The organism is Lentzea albidocapillata, from assembly GCF_000719115.1.
Lineage (GTDB): Bacteria > Actinomycetota > Actinomycetes > Mycobacteriales > Pseudonocardiaceae > Lentzea > Lentzea albidocapillata.
Genome location: NZ_JOEA01000003.1, coordinates 26,802 through 46,312, shown reverse-complemented (window position 1 = coordinate 46,312; position 19,511 = coordinate 26,802). Strand labels below are relative to the sequence as shown.

Sequence of the window (19,511 nt, the reverse complement as noted above, 5' to 3'; positions counted from 1 at the left end):
GCACAATGACCACCTCCAAGCAGGACCGCGCCTCCGCCCTGCCCGCACACCTTCGGGACCAGCTGCGCAAGCGCCTCGCGGGTGCCGTGCCCGCCACCCCGGTGATCCCGGCGGTGCCGCGTACGGGACCGTTGCCCACCTCTCCCGCCCAGCACCGGCTGTGGCTGCTCGACCGGTTACGTCCGGGCGGCAACGACCACAACTCCGGGCGTGCGCTGCGGTTCCGCGGCCCGCTCGACGTGCCGAAGCTCGTGCGGTCCGTGCAGAACCTGGTGGCGCGGCACGAGGCGTTGCGCACCACTTTCAGCGAACGCGACGGCGCCGCCGTGCAGGTCGTCCATCCGGCTCGGGACGTCGACGTGCCCGTTGTCGGCGAGTGCGACCTGACGGCGGAGTTCGCGCGGCCGTACGACCTGGAGCACGGGCCGTTGTTCCGCGCACTGATCGTCCGGTTCGGGCCGCAGGACCACGTGCTGCTGCTCGGCGCGCACCACATCGTCACCGACGGCTGGTCGCTCGGTGTGCTGACCGACGAGTTGGCCGCCCTGTACCGCGGTGAGCGGTTGCCGGAGCCCTCGATCCAGTACGCGGACTTCGCGGCCTGGCACCGGGAGCAGCGCTGGGACGACGCGCTGGGGCGGTGGAAAGACCGGCTCGCCGGTCTGTCGCCGTTGGAGTTGCCGACCGACCGGCCGCGTCCGGCCGAACGCACTGGTGCCGGCGCGGCACACCGGTTCGTGGTGCCGGCCGCGATCACCGGCGGGCTGGAACAGATCGCCCGAGTGCACGACACCACGTTGTTCGGCACGCTGATGGCGGCCTGTCAGGTGTTGTTCGCCCGCTACAGCGGCCAGTCCGACGTGGTGCTCGGCACGGTCACCTCCGGTCGCACCCGCCCGGAGCTCAACCGGGTCGTGGGGTTCTTCGTCACCACGGCGGTGGTCCGGTCCGTTGTGGACGGCCGGTTCACCGACCTGTTGCGGCAGGACCACGCGCTGCACGACGAGGTGCCGTTCGAGAAGCTCGTGGACGCGACCGGCACGAGCCGGGACGCGAGCCGCAACCCGTTGTTCGACGTGATGGTGTTGCTGCAGAACACCGAGCGGGGCTTGCCGGCGTTCCCCGGGCTCACCGTCGAGGACGTGCCCGTCGAGCGGTGGGCGGCGGACTTCGACCTGACCGTGGAGTTCACGCCGCGCGGTGACGAGCTCGAGTGCGTGCTGGAGTACAGCACCGACCTGTTCGACGCGGTGACGGTGCAACGGCTCGGCGAGCACCTGCTCGTGCTGCTCGGCGGTGTGGTCGACGACCCGTCACGGCCGGTGCACGCTCTGCCCCTCGTCACGAGGGGCGAGCTGGATCGGATGCGGGAGTGGAACTCCACCGCGCTCGACGCGCCAACGACGACCTTCACCGCGATCTTCGAGGAACAGGCCCGGCGCACACCGCAGGCCACTGCACTGGTGTGCGGCACGGAGGCGTTGACGTACGCCGAACTCGACGCGCGGGCGAACCGCTTGGCGCACTGGCTGATCGGTGAGGGCGTGCGGCCCGAGCAGGTGGTCGGGGTCTCGTTGCCCCGCACGGCGGACGCGATCGTGGCGTTGCTGGCGGCGCTGAAGTCCGGCGCGGTGTACCTGCCGATCGATCCCGATCTGCCGCGGGACCGCCAGGAGCACCTGCGCGCCGACGCCGGTGCCGTCCGGGTGTTCGACGCGCTGCCGGACACCGACGATCTGCCAGCCACTGGTCCAGCGGTGCGGATCCTGCCGTCCCAGGCCGCCTACGTCATCTACACCTCCGGATCGACCGGCACGCCGAAGGGTGTCGTGGTCGAACACCGCAACCTGGTGAACCTGCTGCACAGCCACGTCGCCGACTTCGCGGGCGGTGAGCGGATGCGGGTCGCGCTCACCGCGGTGTTCTCGTTCGACACGTCGTGGGAGGGCCCGGTGCTGATGGCCGCCGGGCACGAGCTGCACCTGCTGGGTGACGACGTGCGGCTCGACGCGGACGCCCTGGTCTCCTACGTCGGCCGGCACCGGATCGACTTCCTCGACCTGACGCCGTCCTACCTGCAACAGCTCATCCCGGCCGGGCTGCTCGACCACCACCCGCGCGTGCTGATGCTCGGCGGTGAGGCGCTGGGCGAACGGCTCTGGCGCGACCTGGCCGGCACCAACGCCCACAACTTCTACGGCCCCACCGAGTGCACGGTCGACGCGGTGTCGTGCAGGGTCGAGGGCGACCGGCCGGTGATCGGCAGGCCGCTGCGCAACCTGCAGGCGCACGTGCTCGACGCCGACCTGCGTCCCGTGCCGGTCGGGGTGGCCGGCGAGCTGTACCTGGCCGGGGCTCAGGTCGGGCGCGGCTATCTCGGGCAGCCGGGCCTGACCGCGTCGCGGTTCCTCGCGAACCCGTTCGGCGATGACGATTCTTCTGGGGTGCGGATGTACCGCACGGGCGACCGCGTGCGGTGGACGGCCGAGGGGCATCTCGACTACCTGGGCCGGGTCGACGACCAGGTGAAGATCCGCGGTTTCCGCATCGAGCCCGGTGAGGTCGAGGCTGCTCTCCTGCGGCACCCGGACGTCACCGACGCGGTGGTGGTGGCGCGTGACGACCGGCTCGTCGGCTATGTCGTCGGCACGCGCGCCGATCTGCGGCCGTGGCTGAAGAACAGCCTGCCCGACTACATGGTGCCGGCCGCGTTCGTCACGCTCGACCGGGTGCCGTTGACCGGTAACGGGAAGGTGGACCGCAAGGCGCTGCCCGCGCCGGTGCTGGCGCGCGAGGAGTTCCAGGCGCCGCGCACGCCGGCCGAGGAGACGCTGGCGGGCATCTGGTCCGAAGTGCTGGGTGTCGAGCGGGTCGGCGTGGACGACAACTTCTTCGGGCTCGGCGGTGACTCGATCCTCGCCATCCAGCTGGTGTCCCGTGCCCGCCGGGGCGGGCTCCAGCTCTCGTCGCGCGACGTCTTCCGCCATCAGACCGTGGCGGAGCTGGCACTCGCGGCCGCACCGGCGGTCGAGGTGGAGATCGCGCACGTCGAGGGTCCCGCACCGCTCACGCCCATCCAGCGGTGGTTCTTCGAGCACGACGGCGACACCGGCTACGCGATGTCACTCGCGGTCGACGTGCCGTCCGGCGTGGACGTTCAGCAGGCCTTGGACGCCGTGGTGGCGCATCACGAAGCGCTGCGTCTGCGGTTCGTCGACGGCCGGATGGAGCTCGGTGCGCGGTGGCCGGCGCTGGAGGTCGCGGACTCCTTCGAGCATCGCGACTTCGACCTGGCGATCGGGCCGTTGCTGCGCGCGGTGCTGGTCGGGTCGCGGCTCTACCTGTCCGCGCACCACCTGATCATCGACGGCGTGTCGTGGCGGATCCTGCTGGAAGACTTGGCGAAGGCGTGGCGCGGTGAGCCGCTCGACCCGCCGACGATGCCGTTCACGCAGTGGGCGCACCACCTCACGCGCCAGGACTTCCGCGACGCGCTGCCCCACTGGCGCCGTCAGCCGACCGGCGATGTGGCAGTGGGAGAACGCCACAGCTTCACGGTGAGTCTCGACGCGGAGACGACCGCCGCGTTGCTGCACGACGTGCCCGGCGTCTACCACACGCAGATCAACGACGTGCTGCTCGCCGCGCTCGGCCGCCGGGAGCTCACGCTGGAGGGCCACGGCCGCGACGTGCTCGACGCCGACGTGTCCCGGACCATCGGCTGGTTCACCACGCAGTTCCCGGTGTCGCTCGACTTCCCCGGCGGGGACTGGGGTGCCGTCCTCAAGTCGGTCAAGGAACAGCTGCGGGCCATCCCGCACAAAGGCTTGTCGTACGAGGCGTTGCGGTACCTCACGCCGGACAGCGGCCTGAGCGGTGAGCTGCCGGATCTGTGCTTCAACTACCACGGTCACTGGGAAGGCGGCCACGAGGTCCCCGGACCCGACCTCGCCCGGCATCCGGTCGAGGTCAACGGCATGGTGGCCGACGGCTGCCTGCGGTTCACGTGGTCCTACGCCGGGGAAAGCCCGCGGGCCGAGGCCGAGCGGATGCTGGTGTCGTTGCGGGCGATCGTCGAGCACTGCCGGACGAGCCCCGGCGGCCACACGCCCTCGGACTTCCCGCTGGCCCGCCTCACTCAGGAACTCCTCGACGCGCTGCCCGCCGACGTCGAGGACGTCTACCCGCTCACGCCGCTGCAGGCCGGCATGCTGTTCCACAACCTGCTCGACCCCGCCGCGTACGTCGACCGGCTCGAGCTGGTGCTCGACGGCGTCGAGGATCCGGAGGCGCTGCGCGCCTCCTGGCGCAGGGTGATCGCCCGCACGCCGGTCCTGCGCACGAGCATCGTCTGGGAGGGCGTGGACGAGCCGGTGCAGGTGGTGCACCGGGAAGCGTCGCCGTTGCTGCGCATCGACATCACCCCGTCGAGCGGTTCCCGCGTGCGGCTGGTGTGGGAGTCGCACCACGTGCTGCTGGACGGCTGGAGCACCGCGCAGGTGTTCGCCGAGGTCGTCGCGGAGTACCGCCGCGAACCCGTGTTCGCCCGCCGGCCGTTCCGCGACTACCTGCGGTGGCTGGCCGAGCAGGACACGTCGGCCGCGCAGCGGTACTGGAGCGAGGTGCTGGACGGCGCCGAACCCACTCCCCTGCCCTACGACCGCAAACCCGCCGAGGCCCATCAGGCCGAGTCGACCGAGTCGATCCGCGTTTCGCTGTCCACTGAGGACTCCGAAGCGTTGCGTACGGCCGTGCGAGAGCACGGCATCACGGTGAACACGGTGGTGCAGGGCGCGTGGGCGGTGCTGCTGGCCCGGCACAGCGGCACTCGCGACGTCGTCTTCGGCACGACCGTGTCCGGACGTCCCGCCGAGCTGCCCGGCGTCGAGTCGATGATCGGCATGTTCATCAACACCGTGCCCACGCGGGTGGCCGTCGATGACGACCAGCCGGCCGCGTCCTGGCTGCGGGACCTGCAGCAGGCGCAGAGCGAGGCGCGGACGTTCGAGCACGTCTCGCTGGCGCGGCTCGGCGGCGGGCTGTTCGACAGCGTCGTGGTGTTCGAGAACTACCCGTTCGACCGCGAGTCCACTGCCGCGCCGCGCGTCGTGGAGGTCACCGCGACCGACACGACCACTCTGCCGATCACGCTCACCGCGCATCTCGGCGACCGGCTGAGCTTCGACCTCGCCTACGACCCGCGCCTGTTCGACGCCGCCACCGCGCAGCGGCTGAGCGAACGGCTGCACGTCCTGCTCAGCGGGATCGCCACCGACCCTCGCCGCCCGGTCGGCGCACTGCCGTGGACCGTTCCCGGCGAGCTCGACGCGCTGCTGGGGCAGACCGGACTGGAGACCACCGGCGGGCTGTACCACGAGGTCTTCGCCCGGCAGGCCGCCGCGACACCGGACGCGGCAGCCGTGTGGCCGCACACGTTCGCTGAGGTCGACGCCGCCGCGAACCGGTTGGCGCACCGGCTGATCGCCGACGGCGCCGGTCCGGAACGACTCGTCGGCCTGGCGTTGCCGCGGCATGACATGGTCGTCGCGCTGCTCGCCGTCATGAAGGCCGGTGCCGCGTACCTGCCGATCGACCGCGACCTCCCGCCCGGCCGCCGGGAGTTCCTGCTCGCCGACGCGAAGCCCGTGCTGGTGCTGGACGAACTGCCGGACGCCAGCGCGTTTCCCGCACACACCCCGGACGTCGAGGTGCTGCCGGCGCACCCCGCGTACGTGATCTACACATCCGGGTCGACCGGTACGCCGAAGGGTGTGGTGATCGAGCACGCCCAGCTCGCGAACCTCTACGCCGACCACCGGGCGACGCTCATCCCCGACGCACCGCTGCGGGTCGCGCTCACCGCGGCGTTCTCGTTCGACACGTCGTGGGAGGGCCTGCTGTTCCTCGCCGCCGGGCACGAGCTGCACGTCATCGGCGAGGACCTGCGGCTCGACCCTCCCGCGCTGGTGGGGTACGTGCGGGAGCACGGCATCGGCGTGATGGACGTGACGCCGACCTACGCCCGCCAGCTGCTCCCGGCCGGCCTGCTCGACGCCGGGCTGCGGACGCTGATGCTCGGCGGTGAGGCCGTGGACGAGTCGCTGTGGCAGGAGGTGCGGGAGATCGGCCTCAACTACTACGGGCCGACCGAGTTCGCCGTCGACGCCACGTACTGCGCGCTCGCCGACCACGACCGGCCGGTGATCGGGAGGCCTGGCCACAACGTGCGGGCGTACGTGCTGGACGACGGCCTGCGGCCGGTGCCGGTGGGTGTGCCCGGTGAACTGTTCCTTGCAGGCGCGCAGGTGGCTCGCGGCTATCTCGGTCGTGCCGGACTGACGGCCGAGCGGTTCGTGGCGAACCCGTTCGAGACGGGTAGCCGCATGTACGCCACCGGAGACCGCGTCCGGTGGCTCTCCGGCGGTGTGCTCGACTACCTGGGCCGCACCGACGACCAGGTCAAGATCCGCGGCATCCGGATCGAGCCGGGCGAGATCGTCGCCGCGCTGCTGGACGTGCCGGGGGTGCGACAGGCCGCCGTGGTCGCGGTGGACGACCGCCTCGTCGCCTACCTCGTCGGCACGCCGGAGGTCGAGGTCCGGGAGGCGTTGAGCCGCGTGCTGCCCGCGCACCTGGTGCCCGCGGCGTTCATGGAACTGGCCGAGCTGCCGATGACCTCCAGCGGGAAGCTGGACCGCAAGGCGTTGCCCACGCCCGAGTTCGCCTCCCGAGAGTTCGTGGCACCGTGCACCGGCGCCGAACGCGTGGTCGCGGCCGCGTGGGCCGAGGTGCTCGGCGTGGAGCGGGTGGGCGCACACGACAACTTCTTCGCGCTGGGCGGCGACTCGATCCTGAGCATCCGGGTCGTCGCGCGGCTGCGCGCGGCGTTCGGGGTGCAGGTGTCGCCGAGGGTGCTGTTCCAGCACTCCACCGTGGCGCAGCTGGCGGAAGGGTTGCGGGAGGGTGACTCCGCGACGATCCCGGTGGTGTCGCGGGTGGAGGTCCCGCAGTCGTTCGCCCAGGGACGGCTGTGGTTCCTGGACCAGTTCGAGAGCGGCGGCACGGAGTACATCACGCCGACCGCCTTGCGGCTGCGTGGTCCGCTGGACGTGCCGACGCTGAGCCGGGCGCTGACGGCGTTGGTGGCGCGGCACGAGTCGCTGCGCACGACGTTCACCGACGGCTTGCAGATCATCGGCGAGCCGTACGAGGTGCGACTGTGCCCCGAGCACGGCGACCTCGACGCGATCCTGCTGGAGGAGACGACCGCGCCGTTCAACCTGCGCACCGGACCGTTGCTGCGCACGCGGCTGGTCCGGCTCGGTGCAGACGAGCACGTGCTGGTGCTGACGTTGCACCACATCGTCACCGACGGCTGGTCGACCGCGGTCCTCACCGACGAGCTGGCCGCGCTGTACGAGGGCCGGGAGCTGCCGGCGCTGCCTGTGCAGTACGCGGACTTCGCGGTGTGGCAGCGCAACCTCGACCTCGACGCGCAGCTGCGGTACTGGGGGGAGCAGCTCGCCGGGGTGGCGCCGCTGGAGCTGCCGACCGATCGGCCTCGGCCCGCCGTGCGCACGACGTCCGGCGCGATGCACGAGTTCGAGCTGCCGGTCGCGGGCCTGCGCGACGGCGACACCACGTTGTTCATGACGCTCGTGGCGGCCTGCCAGCTGCTGTTCAGCCGGTACTCGGGACAGTCCGACGTCGCGGTCGGCACCGTGACGTCCGGGCGGGAGCGGGCCGAACTGGAGAACGTGGTCGGCTTCTTCGTGAACACCGTCGTGCTGCGGTCCACAGTGGTTGGAAGGCCGTTCGGTGAGTTCCTGTCCCAGGTGCGGCAGACGGTGCTGGACGCGTTCGAGCACCAGGACGTGCCGTTCGAACGGGTCGTGGACGCCGTCGGGCCGGACCGCGACCCCAGCCGCAACCCGCTGTTCGACGTGATGGTGCTGCTGCAGAACACCGCGGACGAGGTGCCCTCGATCACCGGTCTCGCCGTCGAGGAGGTGCGGCTGCCGGTCGTCACGTCGACGTGCGACCTGACGTTCGAGTTCCAGCAACGCGGTGACGTGCTGCTCGGCGCGGTCGAGTACAACCCGGACCTCTTCGACGCGCCGACGATCGAGCGGATGGCCCGGCACCTCGTGGTGCTGCTCGGCGAGATCGCGGCGGGCCGGGAGCCGTTCCTGACCGACGACGGCACGCTGCAGGCGGGTCCCGCGCTGGAGGTCTCCGACCCGCCGTTCTCACACCTCTTCGAGAGGCAGGCTCTGCTCACGCCGGACGCCACCGCGCTGGTCGCCGCCGAGTCCTTCACGTTCGCGGAGCTCAACGAGCGGGCGAACCGCTTGGCGCACCGGCTGATCTCACTGGGCGCGGGTCCGGAACGCCTGGTGGCGCTGCGGTTGCCGCGATCGGCGGACTTCGTGGTGGCCGTGCTCGCCGTGCTCAAGTCGGGCGCCGCCTACCTGCCGGTGGATCGAGCGCTGCCCGCCGAACGCGTCGAGCTGTTGCTGCGCGACGCACAACCGGTGGTCGTGCTGGACGAGATCGGTGATCTCGACGCGTTCCCCGGCACGGACCCCGTCGTGGGAATCGACCCGGCGAGCACCGCGTACGTGATCTACACGTCCGGGTCGACCGGCACTCCGAAGGGTGTCGCGGTCGAGCACCGCAACCTCACCAACCTGGTGGCACACCACCGGGAGCTGTTCGGCTCGCGCGTTCTCCGGGTCGCGCACACCGCCCTGTTCTCGTTCGACACGGCGCTGGAAGGTCTCGCGTTGCTGGCGTGCGGTCACGAGCTGCACCTGGTCTCCGACGACGTGCGTCTCGACGCGGTGGCACTCGTGGAACACGTGCGCTCGCAGGGCATCGACGTGCTGGACGCGACGCCGGCACACATGCGGGCACTCATCGCCTCCGGGCTGCTGGAGCGGGCGCCGGAGATCATCACGATCGGCGGCGAGGCGGTGCCACCGGATCTGTGGGACCAGCTCGGTGACGTGCGGGCGTACAACTTCTACGGCCCCACCGAGTGCACGGTCGACGCGACCTGGTGCCGCATCGCCGGGCCGCGGCCGGTGATCGGCGGGCCGCTTACGAACCAGCGGGCGTACGTGCTGGACGGCGACCTGCGGCCGGTGCCGGTGGGCGTGCCCGGTGAGCTGTACGTGGCGGGCGCACAGGTCGCGCGAGGATATCTCGGCCGTCCCGGGCTGACCGCCGAACGCTTTCTTGCCGACCCGTTCGCGCCCAAGAAGGATTTCGGGGCCCGGATGTACCGCACGGGCGACCGGGTGCGGTGGACGGACGACGGGCAGCTGGAGTTCCTCGGCCGGGCCGACGACCAGCTCAAGATCCGCGGTTTCCGGGTCGAACCCGGCGAGGTCGAGGCCGTGCTGCTGCGCCACCCGGACGTCTCGGCGGCGGTCGTCGTCGGCCGGGACACGCGACTGGTGGCCTATGTGGTGGGCACGCCAGAGCTCGATGACTGGGCGCGGAGGTTCCTGCCGGCGCACCTGGTGCCGTCTGCGTTCGTCGGGCTGGAGTCGTTGCCGCTCACCCCGAGCGGCAAGGTCGACCGCCGTGCGCTGCCCGAGCCGCACTTCGCGTCGCGTGAGTTCGTCGCGCCGCGCACCGAGCGAGAAGTCCTCTTGGCCCAGACCTGGGCCGAGGTGCTGGGGCTCGGAACCGTCGGAGCCGAGGACAACTTCTTCGCACTCGGCGGCGACTCGATCCTCAGCATGCAGGTGGTGGCCCGAGCCCGCGTACACGGTCTGATGATCTCGTCGAAGGACGTCTTCGTCCATCAGACCGTCGCCGCGCTCGCCGCCGCCGCGCAGGAGGCGCCGGCCCCCGTGAGCCACGACCTGGTCACCGGGCCGGCGCCGCTCACCCCGATCCAGCACTGGTTCTTCGAGAAGGTCGGCCGTGACGACTACACGATGTCGCTGCGCCTCGAACTCGCGCCCGGCACCGACGTCGACGCGCTCGCCCGTGCCGTCCGCGTGGTCGCCGAGCACCACGAGGCGTTGCGGCTGCGGTTCACCGGCGGCAGGCAGGAGGCCAGGGCGCCCGTGCCGCAGATCGAGTCCACTGTGGATGGATTCGACCTCGCGCGAGGACCGTTGTTCCGCGCCACGCTGGTGGACGGCACGTTGCTGCTCGTCGCGCACCACCTGGTGATCGACGCGGTGTCCTGGCGGATCCTGCTCGAAGACCTGGACACCGCCTATCGCGGTGATCCCCTGCCGCCGGCCACGCTGCCGTTCACCCAGTGGGCGCACCAGCTGAACCGCCTCGCACCCGAGTTCGCCGACGCTCTGCCGTACTGGCAGTCCATCCCGCTCGGCACCGCGACCGTGCCCGCCGAGCGGCACCACTTCACCGTGGAACTGGACGAGGCGACCACCGCGGCGTTGCTGCGCGACGTTCCCGGCGTCTACCGCACGAGGATCAACGACGTGCTGCTCAGCGCCCTCGGCAAGGCCGTCTCGCCGGTGTTCGCGTTGGAGGGTCACGGCCGTGACGACAGCGTGTCCCGGACGATCGGCTGGTTCACCAGCCAGTTCCCGGTGGCGCTCGAACTCCCGGACGGCGACTGGGGTGTTGTGCTCAAGTCCGTCAAGGAGCAGCTGCGGGCCATTCCCCACGACGGACTGTCGTATGAGGTGCTGCGGTACCTCACTCCGGGCAGCGGCCTGACCGGTGACCTGCCGGAGGTGTGCTTCAACTATCTCGGTCAGTGGGACGACGGCGAGAGTGACGGGGTGTTCCGCGGTCGCCCGGACACCGGCATCCCGGAGGTTCCCACGCACCTGGTGGAGATCACTGCCGCGGTCGACGGCGGCAGGCTCGTGCTGGACTGGGACCACGGACTGCCCGAAGCCGAAGCTCGTGGCCAGGCGGACGACATGCTCCGGGCGTTGCGGGAGATCGTCGAACACTGCCGCACCAGCCCCGGCGGGCGCACTCCGTCCGACTTCCCGCTCGTCCGGCTCACCCAGGAGCAGCTCGACGCGCTGGGCGAGGTCGAGGACGTCTACCCGTTGACGCCGTTGCAGTCGGGCATGGTGTTCCACAGCATCGACGATGCCGACGCGTACGTCGACCGGATGGAACTGCTGCTCGACGTCGACCTCGACCGTTTCCGCGGGGCCTGGCAACGGGTGATCGCGCGCACGCCGGCGTTGCGCGCGGACGTCGTCTGGCAGGGCGTCGACGAGCCGGTGCAGGTCGTGCGGCCCGAGCAGTCGCCGTTGCTGCGCCTGGACTTCTCCCAGGACGGCGATCGGGTGCGGCTCGTCTGGTCCACGCACCACGTGCTGCTGGACGGCTGGAGCACCGCACAGGTGTTCTCGGACGTGATCGCCGAGTACCGCGGCGATCAGCCGGTCACCCGCAGGCCGTTCCGCGATCACCTCCGCTGGCTGTCCGGACAGGACACCGCGGCCGCCGAGGAGTACTGGCGCCGGGTGCTGGACGGGTTCACCACACCGACGCCGCTGCCGTTCGACCGCGAGCTCCAGGGGCCGGCCGAGTCCAGCGCCGTGCTGGCGCTCGATCTGCCGCCTGCCGACCTGCGCGAGCACGGGCTCACGGTCAACACCGTGGTGCAGGGCGCGTGGGCTTTGCTGCTGGCGCGGTTGAGCGGAGAGCGGGACGTGGTGTTCGGCACCACGGTGTCCGGCCGCCCTGCCGAGCTGCCCGGTTCCGACTCGATGATCGGCATGTTCATCAACACCGTGCCGTCGCGGGTGGTCGTCGACCTCCGCCGCCCAGTGGTGGAGTGGCTGCGCGATCTGCAGGCCGCGCAAAGCGAAGCGCGCGCGTACGACCACGTTTCGCTGGCGCGGCTGGGCGGCGAACTGTTCCACAGCCTGCTCGCGTTCGAGAACTACCCGGTCGGCGCCGACGACGATCTCCGGGTCGACGTGGTGGAGAGTCGTGACACCACGACGCTGCCGCTCGCCGTGCGAGCGCATGCCGACGACGGTGCGTTGCACTTCGAGTTCACCTACGACCCGCGCCTGTTCGACGCGTCCACGATCACGTCGCTGGCCGGCCGGATGGCGTTGGTGCTGCGGGAGTTCACCGAACGGCCGGACCAGTCGCTCGCGGACGTGCGGTGGACGACATCAAAAGAAGACCACCGCGTCCTGGTCGAGTGGAACGGCACAGCCACGGGACGGCCCACCGCCACCCTGCCCGAGCTGTTCGAGTCCCAGGTCTCCCGCACACCGGATCGTGTCGCGGTCGGCGACCTCAGCTACACCGAGCTCAACGCCCGCGCGAACCGGTTGGCACACCGGCTGATCGCGGACGGAGCCGGGCCTGAGCGGTTCGTCGGGTTGCGGCTGCCGCGCGGCACCGACCTGGTGGTGGCGATCCTCGGTGTGCTCAAGTCCGGCGCGGCCTACCTGCCGATCGACCTGAGCTATCCCGAGGAGCGCGTCGCGCGGATGATCTCCGACACCGCGCCGGTGGCGGTGCTCGAGTCACTGCCGGACCTGAACGGCTTCCCGGACACCGACCCGGTCACCGCACTAGGGGCGGACAACCCGGCGTACGTGATCTACACGTCCGGGTCGACGGGCGCGCCGAAGGGTGTGGTCGTGCCGCACGCGAACGTGGTGCGGTTGTTCGAGCAGACCTCGGACTGGTTCTCGTTCGGCGAGGACGACGTGTGGACGTTGTTCCACTCGTTCGCGTTCGACTTCTCGGTGTGGGAGTTGTGGGGTCCGCTGCTGCACGGCGGCCGGCTGGTCGTGGTGCCGCACGAGGTGTCGCGCTCACCGCGGACGTTCCTGCGACTGCTGCACGACGAGCAGGTCACGGTGCTCAACCAGACTCCGTCGGCCTTCTACCAGCTGATGGCCGAGGAGCAGGTGCCGTTGGCCCTGCGGTACGTGATCTTCGGCGGTGAGGCGCTCGACCTGTCGCGGCTCTCGGCCTGGTACACGCACCACGATGCGCGGCTCGTGAACATGTACGGCATCACCGAGACGACCGTGCACGTTTCCTACCTTGCACTCGACCCCGCGCTGGCAGCGTCCGCGCCGGGCAGCCTGATCGGCACCGGGATTCCGGACCTGCGGATCTACCTGCTGGACGAGCACCTGCGGCCGGTACCACCCGGCGTGACCGGTGAGATGTACGTGGGCGGCGAGGGGCTGGCGCGCGGCTATCTCGACCGGCCGGGTCTCACCGCGTCGAGGTTCGTCGCGAACCCGTTCGGCAGTGATGATTCTTCTGGTGCACGCATGTACCGCACCGGTGACCTGGCGCGGTGGCGTGCGGACGGTGACCTGGAGTACCTGGGCCGGGCGGACCAGCAGGTGAAGGTCCGCGGGTTCCGGATCGAGCCGGGTGAGATCGAGGCCGTGCTGCACCCGGCCGTCGACCAGGTCGCGGTCATCGCGAAGGACCAGCGCCTCGTCGCCTACGTCGTGGGTGACACCCCGGTCGACGAGCTGCGCGCCCGCGCCGCAGCGGTGTTGCCGGAGCACATGGTGCCGTCTGCGTTCGTCCGGCTGGATCGCCTGCCGCTCAACAATAACGGCAAGCTGGACGTACGAGCACTGCCGGAGCCCGGCCGTGAGTCCGCCACGACGCAGGAGTTCGTGCCGCCGCGCACGGATGCCGAACGCGCGATCGCCGACATCTGGGCCGACGTGCTCGGCGTCGACCGGGTCGGTGTGACGGACCGGTTCGTCGAGCTGGGCGGTGACTCGATCAGCAGCATCCGGGTGATCTCGCGGTTGCGGGCGAAGTTCGGTGTCGACCTGACCCCGCGCGACCTGTTCGGTCATCCGACCGTGGAAGGCCTCGCGCGGGTCTTGCCGGGACGCGGCATGACCACCATTCCGGTGGTGTCACGGAAGGGCGAGCTGGAGCTGTCGTTCGCGCAGCAGCGGTTGTGGTTCCTCGACCAGCTCACGCCCGGTGGCACGGAATATGTGACGCCGCTGGCGGTCCGGTTGACCGGCGAACTGGACGTCGCGGCCCTCTCCGCGGCGATGTCCGCGCTGGTGGCCAGGCACGAGTCGCTGCGCACGACGTTCCGTGAGGTCGACGGCCGGGCCGTGCAGGTGGTGCACCCGCCGGCACCGGTGGAGATCCCCGTGGCCATCGGCGACGTCGAGAAGGTTCTGGGGCGGGAGGCGCACACGCCGTTCGACCTCACGACCGGCCCGCTGTTGCGGCCGTTGCTGATCCGGGTGTCGGCGCGCGAACACGTGCTGGCGCTGACGATGCACCACATCGTCACGGACGGCTGGTCCGGCGGGCTGATCATGGAGGAGCTGAGCGCGCTCTACGCCGGTCAGCCGCTGCCGCCGCTGGCCGTGCAGTACGCGGACTTCGCCGCGTGGCAACGATCCCTGCCCCTCGACGAGCAGCTCGGCTACTGGCGCACGCAGCTGGCCGGCGTGCCCGCGCTGGAGTTGCCGACAGACCGCCCGCGCCCGCCCACGCACACCACGAACGGTGCGACGGTGGAGGTCGCGCTGCCCGCCCACGGCCTGCGCGAGCTCGCTCGCGGCCAGGACACGACGCTGTTCACGGCGCTCGTCGCCGCGTGCACGCTGTTGCTGCGCCGCTGGACCGGGCAGGACGACATCGCGGTCGGCACGGTGTCGTCCGGACGCGAGCACCCGGAGCTGGAACGGCTCGTCGGCTTCTTCGTCAACACGGTGACGCTGCGGTCCACAGTGGACGAATCCGCGAGTTTCCGCGAGTTGCTCGGCGCGGTGCACGGGACGGTCCGGGAGGCATTCGCGCACCAGGACGTGCCGTTTGAACGGGTCGTGGACGCGGTACAGCCCGACCGCGACCCCAGCCGCACACCGCTGTTCCAGGTGCTGGTGGCGTTGCAGAACGCGCCGAGCCGGGCCGGTGCACTGCCCGGTCTGGTGGGTGAGGACGTCGACCTGCCGGTGCACACGGCGTCGTTCGACGTGGCGTTCGAGTTCACCGAGGCCGACGACGAGCTGCACGGCACCATCACCTACAACACCGACCTGTTCGACCACGCCACGGTCGAGCTGCTGGCGCGGCACCTGCGCGTGCTCGTGGACGGCGCCGTCGCGGCACCTGCGCTCCCGATGGCAGGGCTGCTGATGCTCACCCCGGCCGAGCTGGACCAGCTGGAGTCGTGGAACGAGGCGACGCAGGAGGTCACGCCCTGCTCGTTCGCCCAGCTCGTCGAACGGCAGGTCGCCCGCACACCGGACGCTCCCGCGCTGATCCACGCCGAGGGCGAGATCAGCTTCGCCGAGCTCGACGCGCGGGCGAACCGGCTCGCGAGGGTGCTCGTGGAGCGCGGCGCGGGCCCGGAGCGGATCGTCGCGGTGCAGCTGCCGCGGTCGGTGGACATCATCGTCACCGAGCTGGCGGTGCTGAAGACCGGTGCGGCGTTCCTGCCTATCGACCCGGACTACCCGGCCGAGCGCGTCGAGTTCATGCTGCGCGACGCCGATCCGGTCGTCGTGGTGGACGGTCCGCTGGACGCGAGCGGGTACGACGCGTCGCCCCTCGGCGTGCCGGTGGACCTGGCACAGCCCGCGTACGTGATCTACACGTCCGGTTCGACGGGACGGCCGAAGGGCGTGGTGGTCACGCACGCCGGGCTCGCGTCGTTCTCCGCGGCCGAGCTCGAGCACTTCGAGGTCCGGCCGGGTGACCGGGTGCTGGAGTTCTCCTCCCCCAGTTTCGACGCGTCGGTGCTGGAGCTGTGCATGTCGTTGCCGGCCGGTGCAGCGCTGGTCGTGCCGCCCGAGGGGCCACTGCTGGGCGACCAGCTCGCCGATGTGTTGCGCGAGAACAAGGTCACTCACGCGTTGATCCCGCCCGTGGCCATGGCGACCGTGCCGGACGTGCCACTGCCCGACTTCCGCACGCTGATCGTCGGCGGTGACGCCTGCACCGCGGAACTCGTGGCCCGCTGGGCACCCGGCCGCCGCATGATCAACGCATACGGGCCGACCGAGTCCACCGTGGTCACGTCGTGGAGCGGGCCGCTGGTACCGGGAGGAGTGCCGCCGATCGGCAGGCCGTTGCCCGGCACTCGGGTCCACGTGCTCGACTCGTTGCTGCGGCCGGTTCCCGTCGGCGTGCCGGGTGAGCTGTACGTCAGCGGTCCCCAGCTGGCCCGCGGGTACCTCGGCCGGCCGGGGCTGACGGCGGAACGGTTCCTCGCGAATCCCTTCGACAGTGATGATTCTTCTGGGGTGCGGATGTATCGCACGGGTGACGTCGTCCGGTGGAATCGCGACGGCGAGCTGGAGTTCGTCGGACGTGCCGACGACCAGGTGAAGATCCGCGGCTTCCGCGTCGAGCTGGGTGAGGTCGAATCGGCGTTGCTCAGGCACCCGTCCGTGCGGGAGGCCGTGGTGGTGGCGCAGGACTTCGGCGGCCACAAGCGGCTGGTGGCCTACGTCGTCGGTCTCACGGGCGAGCTACGCGAGTTCCTGGCGCAGACGCTGCCGGACTACCTCGTGCCGTCCGCGTTCGTCGCGATCGACGAAGTTCCGATGAGCCCCAACGGAAAGGTCGACCGCAAGGCGTTGCCTGTGCCGGAGTTCACCGCCACCACCACGCACGTCGCACCCCGCAACGACGTGGAGCGCGCCCTGTGTTCGCTGTGGGCTGACGTCCTCGCTGTGCCGGAAGTCGGGGTGGAGGACAACTTCTTCGCGCTCGGCGGCGACTCGATCCTGAGCATCCAGGTCGTGGCCCGCGGTCGCCGCGCCGGTCTTCACTTCACCGCCAAGGACCTGTTCACCCACCAGACGATCGCCGGGCTCGCACCGCACGTCACGGCGGAGAGCGACACCGGCGACCGCGCGGACGTCGTCGGCGACGTGCCGCTGCTGCCGATCCAGCGGTGGTTCTTCGCGGGTGACCGGACGGCTCCTCACCACTTCAACCAGTCGCACCTGGTGGAGCTGACCTCGGACGTGGACGTCGCCGCCCTCCGGCGGGCGCTGGAGGCGTTGGTGCGCCACCACGACGCGTTGCGGATGCGGTTCACGTCCGGCGAGTCCGGCTGGCAGCAGCACAATCCGCCGTTCGAACCGGCCGACGTGCTGTCCGAGCACCCGCTGGACGATCTCGAGCGGGTGGCCGACGAACTGCACGCGGGCTTCGATCTGGCCCGCGGACCGCTGCTGCGGGCAGCTCTCTTCGGGTCGCGGCGGTTGTTCCTGGTGGCGCACCACCTCGTGGTGGACGGCGTGTCGTGGCGCATCCTGCTCGACGACCTCGGCACCGCCTACCACCAGGCGCTGCGGAGCGAACCGATCGATCTCGGCCGCAAGTCCACCTCGGTGCGCGACTGGGCGGTGCGACTGGAGCCCTTCGTGGATTCGGGTGCGCTCGACCACGAGATCGAGCACTGGCGGTCGATCACCGCTGAGCCGCTCGACGCTTCGGAGGAGGAGTCGGCCTCGTCGTTCGAACTGAGCGCGGAGGAGACGGACGCGTTGCTGCGCGGCGCACCCACCGCCTATCGCACCGGCATCAACGACGTGCTGCTTGCGGCACTGGCGTGGGCGCTCGCACGGTGGACCGGCACGCCGTCGGTGACGATCGACCTGGAGGGGCACGGCCGCGAGGAGGTGCTCGACGATGTCGACCTGTCCCGGACGGTCGGCTGGTTCACCACGATGTTCCCGGTCGGGCTGGAGGTCAGTGACGTCACCGACTCCTCCTGGCGCGACCGGGTGAAGTCCGCGCGCAAGCAACTGCGCCGGGTGCCGGGCAACGGTTTCGGTTACGGCCCGCTGCGCTGGGCGGGCCGCGTGCCGGGCGTCGAGGCACCGGTCTCGTTCAACTACCTCGGTCAGTTCGACGCTCGGGCCGAGGACGAGTCGTTGTTCGGCGAGGTGCTGCCCGCGGTCGGCCGCGACCACGTCGATCAGGACCCGCACGTGGTGCAGGTGGTCGGCGAGGTGGCGGACGGGCGGATGACGTTCGGTGTCGTGCACCGCGTCCCCGTCGCGGGACTGGTCGGCGACTTCGCCGCGGCGTTGCGCGCCATCGCCGCCGACTGCCGGGAGGCGCGATGACCCCGTTGTCGCGCAACCGGAACTACAGGTTGTTGTGGGCCAGCCAGGCGGTGTCCGAGGTGGGCTTCAACGCCTCCCTCATCGCCTTCCCGCTGGTCGTGCTGATGGTCACCGGCTCGGCGGCGGCATCGGGCCTCGTGCTCGCCGTGGACGCGGTGGCCCAGCTCCTCGTCGGGCTGCCCGGCGGCGTGCTGGCCGACCGCTGGAACCGCCGGCGGGTCATGCTCTGGTCGGAGGCGGCGCAGGCGGTCGCGGTGGCCAGCCTCGCGGTGGCGTTGTGGCAAGGCGCCGCGACCCTGCCGCACATGGTGGCCGTGGCCGCAGTGCTGGGCGCCTGCCGGGCGCTCTTCGAACCCGCCGAGGACGCGAGCCTGCCGCGGATCGTGCCGGAGTCGCAGCTCGCCACCGCCGTGTCGCTCAACGCCGCACGGTCGTCCGTCGGGCAGATGGCGGGCACCGCGCTGGGCGGCTTCCTCGTGGCGGTCGGCCGCTGGGTGCCGTTCGCGGTCGACGCCCTGACGCACGCGCTGGCGTTCGTGGGCCTGCTCTTCCTGCGGGTACCGCCTTCACCGCCGGCCGAGCGCCGGCACTTCGTCCGCGAACTGCTCGATGGCCTGAAGTGGGTGCTGGGCAGGCCGGAGATGCGCGTGACGGCGTGGTGCGCGATGACGCTCAACCTGTTCTTCAGCGCGTACTACCTGGTGATCATCGTGCTGGCGCAGTCACGTGGCGTGCCGTTGGGCGAGATCGGCGTGATGGCCGCGATGCTCGGTGCCGGCGGTGTGGTGGGAGCGTTGATCGCCCCACGACTGAGTGCGTTGCTGTCGCCACACCAGGCGATCGCCGGCGTGTTCTGGGCGCTGACCCTTCTGGCGCCGCTGGCCGTGTTCATCTCCAACGGCTACCTGATGGGCGCGCTGTTCGCCGGCATGGCACTGCTCGCGCCCACCGCCAACACGGTGATCACCACCTACCAGCTGCTGCGCACGCCCGACTCGTTGCGCGGCCGAATGAGCGGCGTCATGAACGTCGCCCTCGGCACGGCCGCCGCCCTGGGCCCCGCGCTGGGCGGCGTGCTCGCCGAACTGCTCCCCGGATCAGGCGCGGTGCTGCTGTGCGCGGGCGGCATCGCGGTCATCACGGTGCTGGTCACCGCGCATCCCGTTCTCCGCGCATATCCACGAAAGGACGTCATGGCATGAGGGACGACATCGAGTACCAGGTCCTGTTCAACGACGAGGAGCAGTACTCGCTCTGGCCCGCGACGCACGAGGTGCCCGCGGGATGGCGCCCCGACGGGTTCCGTGGCACCAAAGAAGAGTGCTCCGCCCACGTGGACGAGGTGTGGACCGACATGAGGCCGCGCAGCCTGCGCGAGCGCATGGCCGCGGAATGACGGCCAGGCCGCCCGGCCATCGCGGCTGCGCTACGACCACC

At 70.9% G+C, this 19,511-nt stretch carries 3 protein-coding genes; all 3 read left to right on the top strand.

Features of this window, described 5'->3' with window-relative positions:
* Nucleotides 1-5 precede the first annotated feature (5 nt).
* Genes IG04_RS0103760 through IG04_RS0103750 form a run of 3 tightly spaced genes read left to right on the top strand, consistent with a single transcriptional unit; the run spans nt 6 to nt 19,470 of the window.
* On the top strand, nt 6-18,074 hold the full coding sequence (locus IG04_RS0103760; protein ID WP_030475093.1) for a non-ribosomal peptide synthase/polyketide synthase: 18,069 nt from the start codon (nt 6-8) through the stop codon (nt 18,072-18,074).
* Nucleotides 18,071-19,276: an MFS transporter gene (locus tag IG04_RS0103755; protein ID WP_030475092.1), complete on the top strand. Its 1,206-nt coding sequence runs from the start codon at nt 18,071-18,073 to the stop codon at nt 19,274-19,276. The genes IG04_RS0103760 and IG04_RS0103755 overlap by 4 nt, the downstream gene beginning before the upstream one ends.
* Nucleotides 19,273-19,470 (top strand): MbtH family protein, encoded by a 198-nt coding sequence (locus tag IG04_RS0103750; RefSeq protein ID WP_030475091.1) that lies wholly within the window; start codon nt 19,273-19,275, stop codon nt 19,468-19,470. Before IG04_RS0103755 ends, IG04_RS0103750 begins: the two co-directional genes overlap by 4 nt.
* Nucleotides 19,471-19,511: the final 41 nt, after the last annotated feature.

Excerpts from the sequence above, each read along its gene's own strand:
- IG04_RS0103750 (WP_030475091.1), top strand. The coding sequence starts at position 19,273 with ATGAGGGACGACATCGAGTACCAGGTCCTGTTCAACGACGAGGAGCAG.
- IG04_RS0103760 (WP_030475093.1), top strand. The coding sequence starts at position 6 with ATGACCACCTCCAAGCAGGACCGCGCCTCCGCCCTGCCCGCACACCTT.
- IG04_RS0103755 (WP_030475092.1), top strand. The coding sequence starts at position 18,071 with ATGACCCCGTTGTCGCGCAACCGGAACTACAGGTTGTTGTGGGCCAGC.